At 42.3% G+C, this 4,517-nt stretch carries 2 protein-coding genes; both read right to left on the minus strand.

Annotated elements, in window-relative coordinates:
- Nucleotides 1-390: 390 nt before the first annotated feature.
- Nucleotides 391-1,368, minus strand: a complete 978-nt coding sequence (locus EDM53_RS04430; protein ID WP_130122459.1) for an Rpn family recombination-promoting nuclease/putative transposase — start codon at nucleotides 1,366-1,368, stop codon at nucleotides 391-393.
- A 252-nt stretch (nucleotides 1,369-1,620) separates the two neighbouring features.
- Nucleotides 1,621-4,299, minus strand: coding sequence for an AAA family ATPase (locus EDM53_RS04440; protein WP_130122461.1), 2,679 nt, complete (start codon nucleotides 4,297-4,299; stop codon nucleotides 1,621-1,623).
- Nucleotides 4,300-4,517: the final 218 nt, after the last annotated feature.

Here is a 4,517-nt window from a genome sequence, read left to right on the forward strand (position 1 = left end):
AAAAGTGGACAATGCCTATTAGGGAATGGCAACTTGCCTTAAACCAATTTTGTATCTTCTTTCCAGATAGAATTAAGGTATAAAATCACCCTCACTTACACACTTAAGCTGACGTCCTCATAAGCCTTGGCAAAAAACATAAATCGTACGGGAATTGAGACCAGCACTCTAATACAGATATTCAAAATCTAGACTTTTGACGAATGGACAGCCTAGTTCCACCCTGGATTTTGCCGGAGTTTGTGCATACCTTACAGTCCCCATCCTACCTAGTTTATAGCTCCCCTTACGAACTTACGAGGGGCAAGCCTAGACATCTCTCAATTCCTTAGCGTGTATTTACGGACGTTTCTCCACGGTACCCTAAGTTCAGTATACTTTAAAAAATCTTCAACTGCCCTTCTCCAAAAGCACATCAACCTCTCCCTCCGATAACCCAGTCGCTTCCCTAACTTTCTTTACATCTACTCCTAAACTCAGCAAATTCCTCGCTATCGATAACCTCTCCTCTGTTCTCCCTTTCTCCGTGCCTATCGCTTTGCCTTCTTCGACTCCGTCGTAGTACCTCTTCTCAAACGCTGAGTCCTCAAATCTTAAAAAAGCTAAGTGCGATTCATACACCTCCCTCTCTATTTCGTTCATCTGCATCTCTTTCATCACTCGCAACGCCTTCTTCATCTCCGGTACCCATAGACCCTTCGGTAACCTCTCCGGATCCATCAATGCATACTTCGTCAATACCGCCAGCCACTTGTCTAGCATCTCCTTTGCTTTGCTTAATACTTCATCTATATCTTCAGACTCCTCCTCTCCGTATTTGCTTAGCTCTATCGTGTGTATCTCTATGTCCTTAAATCCTCCTACATGTGTATCCTTGTCCAGCAGCACAAATCTATGATGATACTTGTTCGGTGCATATACGCTCCACCCCTTCTCCTTCTCATAGTCTATTGCCGTAAAGTTCAATATATGTATCGCTATCGTTCTCTTCAGATCACGGTACTTCACTGATGCCCCTATCTGATTAGAGTATACTCTCGCCCAACCATACAACCCTCTCTTGTGATAGTCTAGCTCATCTGCTAGCTGCATCTCTACCAAAAAATACGTACCCGTATGCTTGTTCCTTGCCTTAACATCTAAAATAGATAGCTTATCTTTCTTAAAGTTCCTTTCGTTATACGGATTTAATATCTCTATTTCGCTTATCTGATCTTCCTCAGATACTATAGAGTTTAAAAGTGATATCAGTATGTCAGAATTCGTCTCAACTCCAAATATCTTCTTAAACGCTATGTCAATTAAAGGATTGATCATATGTACGTCCTTGTACATGACTCTTGTTCTTTTTCCTGACTTTTGTGGCATGTGTTTTTCTTTGTTATTACGTTTGATGTTTATTGTAGCACTCCAAAAAGATTCCGTACACCAGAATAACTACTATTCAAATAATACACACAACACTACCTTCTAGGAATACTAGCCTTCAACGTCCTCTGTAATCTTGGAACATGAGCATCACCAATAACGCATACCACATTATCATGACGAAGTGCAAGGCCTTCTAGCGTTGTTATTATACTGTCTTCTCTACACTGATTATATGAAGGTGAATGCTGATCATGCTCTAAAACCCTTACCCTCAACTCCTACCACCTTGATACCATGCTCCTTTGCTTTTGAGTATAATAATGCGTCTTGGTATATAGGACTTTCCCTCATCCCTTCAGGTAGCACAATTTGATCACTCTGATTCCGTTCATTGTGTTCAACAATCTTTGACAACAGTATGACATCTTTCATACCCAAATTCTCCCCAAATTGCTTGCGCTCTAAACATATCACCGTATTTTTCTCAAGCTTTCCATTCTCTATTCTTGATATCAAATCCTGTATGTTTCTACCGTGCTCCTCATGGTTCTCTCCTATCAATTCTACATGTCCTTGATGATGCTGGACCCTGTCCGTCCAACTCCCATTACCCTGCTCGTGCATTGCTTCATCCATATCCTTGGCCACACAGCTTTTTGAGTTATCGATCATGTTTTCTATGAGAGCTTGTTTAGACTCGTTGCGCAGGCTTATACTCCCGCTCAATTCTCCAGAGTTCCGTCCTGACTCTAGTGTGCTTTTCTCATAGCGTTTCAGGTGTTCTATACCCACCTCGCTTTTTATCTTTTTAATTTCTCCTTCTAGGACAGCTTGGGCAGCCTTAAGCTCTGCCAATTCCCTTCGTCTTTCCTGCATCTCATCTAGTAGCGTCCCTATTTGTGTATTAACAGAGCGCATTTTTTCCTCTAGATAATCTAGCGTTTTATTCAATGCTTTTCTTTGTCGATCATTTTGTGCATTTGCTACTTTCGTGCATGCACTCATGAGCATAATAGACGCCGAATCTCGTTCCTGCTTCAACGTCGATGTCATATTATTATTGTTATCTACCTCCTCCTGCACGCTATTTACCATTTTTATTATTATTTGCAAATCACATTGCAGTAGATCTAGTACAACGCGCTGCTCTTGTTGTTCGTTGATGTGGTTATTTTCTTCCTCCCTGCCTTCCACGCTTTGAAAATTACTTTGTGTATCGTCTTGGCTAATGTTACTGCGCATAACATTATTGTCAGTTCTTTTACCTGGTGCTGTTCCCATGAGTGCTGTTATTTCTCCTTGTACTGCAGGACCAGAAGTCGTAGGCACAAGCGCTTGTTCCGGGTCACTACCTGACGGTGTTTGTGCTGATTCCGCTAGATCATTATGAGCTCTTGTTGTCTTTCTTCTTCTCCTCCTCCTCCTGGCCCCCCCCTTCTCACTTGTTTCATCTGGTCCTGTTTCCATGAGTGCTGTTATTTCTCCTTGTACTGCAGGACCAGAAGTCGTAGGCACAAACGCCTGAACCTGGTCAGTCATCACTTCTGGCTCTTTCCTGATCACTACTTGCTCTACCTGAGAGGTACCTATAGCAGTGGCCCCTATTACTGGTATTGCTCTAGCTTCTAACTTTGTCAGTAATCTTTCTTTTTCTGCTTTGATTTTTTGGAGCTTTTCAGAAGCTGACTTGTTTTCCTCTTGCACGCGCGTTATCCACGCTTCTCTCCGTTGCACCGCCTCCTCGTACCGACTTTGATCAATAGATCTTCTCACCCTTGCGCCCCTCTCAAGATGCTGCTCGGCAATTTTTTGAGTCTCTTGCAGTGTCTTGTATGTCCCCAATCCTTCTGATAGCCTTCTCTCTTCTTTGACATATAAAGCATTGCTCTTCTCGTATCTCAACTGTAAAGGTATCAGATTGCTGTCATATTTGAGTCCTGCATCGTCTAAAGCATGAAACATTTCCTCTGTTAGTCTCTCCAAATCATCAGATGATTGACTACGCCCCATACTCGCCACATTGTACAGCATGTTCATGTGGTGTGCCTGTAGCCCCGTATCATTTTTGATATACGGGGAAAGATTGTATAGTCCCTGTGGGAAGTTGTCATAAGAAATGCCGGAGACATTAATAGTTACACCCTTATCCACACATAACACTTCTCTCTCTACAGAACAACATGCACAACAATACGGCAGAACTCTGTTCCCATTCTCATCAAATGCCTTGGCACTCGCTAGACCAACATTAAAAACTGTACTACCATCCCTTTCGATCAAATATGGAATGGCTTTAAAATCAACATGTACACCTTTACCCATAGCTACCACCCTCTCAGAAGGTAATAAAACAATTTGTTTTTCCAACAGTCCAGATTCTATAAGCAGCGACAAATCTGGTGGAGGAAACATAGTATCTATTATTAGATCAACTAATGGATCAGGAAGCTCGTCTACTGAACATAGCTTTGCCTGGACCTCTACCAGAAGTGTTATAGCATCAGCCGATTCTTGTAAAACATCTCTACTAGCCCTCCCATCTTCCAAGTGCTTCATAATGTCAATCAGTTGGGGGTTATCCACATCATACATTTGCTGTAATAGCTGACGCTTTAATCGATGTTTGTTACCTACCCCTTCAGTGGTCCCAACCGTAGCAGTAGCAAGGCTTTTTAAACTTTCAAAGATCCCAGGAACCTTTTCATGAGTGATCGCTCCTGCCTGATCACTCACACAAAGATGCAAAACGTCCTGGCCAGGACTCTCTACAATCGATGTATATGGTATTGTAGAAAACGTATTAGCAATTAAGTTTAAGCTCTTTGATCGTAGTTTCAGTTCTTTAGAAACATCTAAGGGCTCAACACGATGTCCCACCCCAAAATGGACCGGCAACCCCCCAGGTCCATCACAAACTTTGCACGGCATACTACCCCCATATTCTATACTCCCCTCTAAATTGATGCAGCTCACATATAGCCATCATCAATTCGGCACTATCGCTATTAATTTTAATGACAAACTACATTATAGCCTGATCCACAGCACCATGAAGACACACTAGTCCACTCCATTAAGGTATCTAACAGAGGAAAATCCTCTGGCGTTGCACTTAAGGATGTGTCTCGGTTCACTCTCATACTTTC

Origin of the sequence: Rickettsiales endosymbiont of Peranema trichophorum (genome assembly GCF_004210275.1) — a bacterium.
In the GTDB taxonomy this organism is placed as follows: domain Bacteria; phylum Pseudomonadota; class Alphaproteobacteria; order Rickettsiales; family Midichloriaceae; genus RICK02.